The organism is Frankia sp. CcWB3 (assembly GCF_977927595.1).
The window spans coordinates 1-4,776 of the sequence record NZ_CDWRCK010000290.1; the positions used below are offsets into that span (position 1 = coordinate 1).

The window sequence follows — 4,776 nt, forward strand, 5'->3', positions numbered from 1 at the left end:
ACTCTGCCCGCCCGTCGATCTTTGACCACCATCCGTCCGCACGATCACCATTGCGGCGTTCCTGCACGCGTGTGCGAAGATCGAACAGCTCGTTCCGGGATAGACGGCGTTGGTGAACAAAAGCGTCGAGGACACAAATGAACAGCTCGCGGTCGCACAGTAGGGCCAGATCTTCCAACGTCCGGGCAACCGTGGTGGTACGGATGCCGTCGAGGTCGATGGTCTCGCCACCGCGAACCGTCATCCAATGCCGGTGACAACCGCGACGCTGACGAAGTCCCCCCTCACCGGGCAGCGCGACATCGACGGGTTCGTCGGGCCGCCAGCGGGAGAGGGCGGGAAGGCCGTGCAGTCGGGCCGCGGTACGTCCGCAGATCGTCCCTCCGACGATCGACAGCGCCGCTCGGGCACGGGCCCGGATTTCGTCCCGAATGGGCGGCACGAGCAACGTGCCCCGCACCGGGGAGGTCCAGCCGTGCCTGCGTCTACGAACGCTGATCGCTTGGTCCGACATCCCGAGCTGCCGGGCATGCCGACGGGTGATCATGTCGTCCTGCTTGCGGGCGAGTGCGACGACCTTCTCATAGGACTGGGTCACGTCCCCAGTGTCGATCACGGTTCGAGCATCCTGCCGGGCTCGTTCGCGATCTGTGCATAACCGGCCCCTCTCGCCGGCTTCCTTGCCTATCCAGAGGCTTTTGGGGACGTAATGAAGTAACAAATACGTGATCGAGAGCATCATCGCAGGTCACAGGCCTGTGGAGGGTTCGAAACGCGCAAGTTATTTCATTTCGACTCCTTTGCGTCCGATTTATCCCTCTGGATAGGCAAGGAGCTCAGCCGGCGTTCCAACGGGCGTGGCCGTTGAACCCGCCGGTAGTGGTGAGCTTGCGGTCACTATCGTTCGGATTGTTCGGATCGTTCGGATTCAGAACGTAGAGTTGCCGGTCACCAGGGTCCGTGGGATTGCGCTGCCCGCTGAAGGCGATGCGACCGTCCGGCGCGTAGGCCGGGTCCTGGTCCTCCCCGTGCACCCGGGTGAGCTGCCGGGCGTCGGTGCCGTCCGAGTTCATCTCGAAGATCTCCAGATCGCCGTTCTTCGCCCGGGTGAAAGCGATCTTCCTGCTGTCCGGGGACCAGACCGGGTCCGAGTCCCCGTTACCCTGGTCCTGCGTGATCGGGGTCGCCTGGGCATCCGGTTGGGCCGGGATCACCACGATGAAGCCGCGGTCGCCACCGGTGTTGTTCGACCAGTAGGCGATCCGCTCGCCGTCCGGCGACCAGGCGGGGTCGGTCGCCTGCGGCTTCGCGTTGAGCCGCCGCACGCTCGAGCCGTCCAGTTTCACCACATACAGGCCGGGGTTCGGCGTTCCGCTCTGATCCCTGGTGGAACGGACGACCAGGAAGCCGCCGTCGGGGGAGAGCGAGGGCCGGGCGTCGTCTGCGATCGCCAGCCCGGCGGCCGGGCCCGAGGTGAACAGCTGTACCGGTTTCCCGGAGCCGTCGGCGGCAATCGCCTGCAGCGTATTCGGGCTGCCCTTCTTGAAGTAGACGATCGTCTTGCGATCGTCGCTGATCGCGGGCAGCATCTCCTGGTCCGGACCGGTGACGATCGGCTTGTCGTTCGCGAGCAGCCCGTTGTCCGTGACCTGCCCGGTGAACAGATCGTAGTTGCCGTTGCGGTTGGACGCGTAGACGAGGGTGTCCTTGCCAAGCGGCTGGGCCGCCCTGGGCAGCGTGAAGGCCGCTGATTGGGCCGATGGGGCTGGTTGGGGCGACGTGGCCGGAGCCCCGGAGATGGTGGCCGGATTGGCCGCGTCGGTCCCGGAGCCGCCGTCATCACCCGAGCTGAGGGCGAGTACTCCCGCGAGGATCGCGCCGACGACTACGACACCTCCACCGACGAGCAGCGGGGTGCGGTTCCTGTTCCCGCCCGCGCCGCCCTGCCGGCCGGGAGCATCGGCTCCACCGCCCCCGGGACCGCCGGGACTCCCGTGACCGCCGGCACCGGCGGGTAGCCGGGTCGGGGCGTCCTGGTCGACGGTGTAACCGCTGCTGACGGGGGCCGCTGCCGTTGCGGGGAAGCCGGCCCCGTGGGGCCCGGTGCGCCCGTGACCGGTGCGCCCGTGACCGGTGCGCCCGGGCCGGGCACTGGCAGCTTCCAGCCCTGCAGGATGTTCGTGACGTCCTGCGGGTTGACGGCGGCGGCAGCGTCCGGGCCGGTGCCCGACGGGTCGCCGAGCAGGCGCAGCATGAGCTGCTGGGCGCTCGGGCGGGTGCTCGGGTCCTTGCGCATCGCGTGCCAGACGATCGGGCGCAGCGCCGGGTCGACGTCGTCGAGCCGCGGTTCCTCGTGTAGGGCGCGGTAGAGCAGCACCTGCGCCGAGGCCTCACCGAAGGGGTAGTGCCCGGTGGCGGCGAAGGCGACGAGGCCACCCCACGCCCAGATGTCGACCGCCGAGGTGATCGGCCGGCTCTCGATCTGCTCCGGGGACATGAACGCCGGCGTCCCGAGCTGCTGGAGATCGTCGGTGAGGTTACTGCCGGCGTCCACCGCCCGGGCGATACCGAAGTCGATCACCCGGGGGCCGAACGGTGAGAGGATGACGTTCGCGGGCTTGAGGTCGCGGTGCACGATCCCGGCGCTGTGGATGGCGGTGAGCGCCGCGGCCACGCCGACCGCGAGTTGTTCGAGGTTGGCATCGGCGAGCGGGCCGTTGCGCTGGACGTACCGGGCGAGGGTCTCGCCCTCGATGAACTCGGTGACCAGGTAGGGCCACTCGGCGTCCGGATCGGCGTCGAGCACCTCAGCGGTGCAGACCCGGGCGACTCGCCGGGCGGTCTCGGCCTCCAGCCGGAACCGGGCTCGGAACTCGGGGTTCCCGACAGCCTCATTCCGGATCACCTTGATGGCGACGAGCCGGCCCTTCCCGGAGCGGCCCAGATAGACCATGCCCATTCCACCCTGGCCGAGTTTGCCCAGCAGCGTGTACGAGCCGAGCTCGTGGGGGTCGTCCGGGCCAAGGGGGGCGGATCGTGCCGCCACACCCGCATCCGATGACATCATCGACCTGTACCCCCACCCGCCGCGTGCCGACCGCGGCCTCGCGCGGGAACGCCGCGCAGGTCGCGGGCCCGCCGGTGGACGCGCACCGACTCTTGATCCATCACGGAATGTCCCGATCAACCATTACGGTCAACCGCTGGCAAAATCTTAGGCGAGAGTGACCGGGCACCGGGCTGTCGGGGCCCCGACAGCCCCCGCCACCTCGATGTCAATGCAGCGACAGGCATTCGGCGCCCGCGTGGCTTCTGTCATCCGGTCACGTCCTGCCTCCTGGTCGGCCGGGGGGCGACCAGGGGCGGTCGGGGTCTCTGACCGGGTACGGCCGGGGTCGACCGGGGCCGACCAAGGCCCGGGCGGGGGAGTCTCCCGGGAACGCCGCGCCGCGTCCCCGGGAACCCCCCGAGTCACGACCGAGCCGTCGCGGACCTCGCGACACCTCCGATTGCCGGTCGGTCCACCGGCGACCCGGTCTGGTCCCCGATCAAAGCGGCTGGCGGCCCACACAACCCCGTATCTGTGCGGCTTTCGCCGAATGTGTCAGGAAGGAACGCTGCACGGCCGAACGCGAACGGCCGAACGGTGCTACGCCCGATCATCCGACCCGACGACCTCCAGGACCTCGTCGACGTCCCGGCGGGGAGTGGGGCCGAGCGGTTGTGCACCCGGCTCGGGATAGCCGGCCCGCAGGATCATCTGGACGTGCCCGAGACCGCTGGTGGTGCCGCGGAACTGCTCCCGCATGCCCTCGACGTCGATCGCCTGCGACATCGGCGACGAGGCGAGACCGAGCAAGGTGGCGGTGAGCAGCACACGCTGCATCGCCTGCCCAGCGCGCAGCCGGTCGGCGGTCGTGTCCGCATCGGTGCCGATGATCAGGATGCCGGGCCGTTCCACACCCGTCTCGTCCAGCACGGTCCCCGCCTCGCCGACCACGTCGAGGTCCCGCATCGGGAACTCGGACTGGCGCGGGGCGTCGGTGTGGACGACTGCGCTGCGCGGGATGCCATCGGCCGACGTGGACCCCGTTCGACTCCACGAGGCCAGTTCCTCCCGGTAGGCCACGTTGTGCGCCTCGATCCAGTCCGCCCGGGACAGCAGGACGCTGACCTGGACGCGCAGCTCCGGGTCGATCGGCGCGGTGAGCCAGCAGCCCTCCGCCTCGGCCGCGGCACGCAGGCGGCTGATTACCTCGGCCGGCAACGGCTGGTCGTCGAACGGCCGGCGATCGGTGTGCCGCCGCGGGATGGCATCGGCCAATGCCCGCTCGTCGTCCTCGGCAGGCTGATGGCCGATCACCGAGATGGTGGCGAGCGGGGCGGGGCGGAAGTCGTCGACGCCGTCGGGTAGCGGCTCCACCACGGGGACCTCGCCGCGGGTCCGCAGCGCCAGCCGGGCGTTGAACAGCGCCGCTCCGCAGCTCAACAGCATCTGCCGGCCCTCGGGATCGGCGACCTTGAGCTGGCGGGTGCTGTCGGCGAGAAGGGTGAGCCGGCCTGCCTCGAGGCGCCAGCGCCACGGCTGCGTGTTATGGATGGACGGCGCCGCGGCGGATGCGGCGACCACCTCCCGAGCCAGGTCGGGAGTCAGGGGAACCAGTACGGACCGTGCTGCTTTGGTGGACATCTCAGCCTCCCTTCTCTCAAGTGTCTACCCCCAGCCTGCCCTCCCGACCGGGTAGAGGGCATGTGCCGAGGGGAACAGTCGGGGCG

General features: G+C 69.6%; 3 protein-coding genes and 1 pseudogene. All 4 read right to left on the reverse strand.

Translation table 11 applies throughout. The annotated features are described in order from the left end of the window. Positions 1–742: pseudogene (locus tag ACY5KJ_RS17655) on the reverse strand (hypothetical protein); the annotation flags it as partial. 94 nt (positions 743–836) lie between these two features. Beyond that, entirely contained in the window at positions 837–1,589 is a 753-nt protein-coding gene (locus ACY5KJ_RS17660; protein WP_462203884.1) for a TolB family protein, read from the reverse strand. Positions 1,590–1,885: 296 nt separating this feature from the next. After that, a complete protein-coding gene (locus ACY5KJ_RS17665; RefSeq protein ID WP_462203885.1) occupies positions 1,886–3,046 on the reverse strand; it encodes a serine/threonine-protein kinase in 1,161 nt (386 codons plus the stop codon). A 603-nt stretch (positions 3,047–3,649) separates the two neighbouring features. Continuing rightward, positions 3,650–4,690: an Acg family FMN-binding oxidoreductase gene (locus tag ACY5KJ_RS17670; protein ID WP_462203886.1), complete on the reverse strand. Its 1,041-nt coding sequence runs from the start codon at positions 4,688–4,690 to the stop codon at positions 3,650–3,652. Between the last annotated feature and the right edge of the window lie 86 nt (positions 4,691–4,776).

Excerpts from the sequence above, each read along its gene's own strand:
- ACY5KJ_RS17660 (WP_462203884.1), bottom strand. The coding sequence starts at position 1,589 with ATGCTGCCCGCGATCAGCGACGATCGCAAGACGATCGTCTACTTCAAG.
- ACY5KJ_RS17670 (WP_462203886.1), bottom strand. The coding sequence starts at position 4,690 with ATGTCCACCAAAGCAGCACGGTCCGTACTGGTTCCCCTGACTCCCGAC.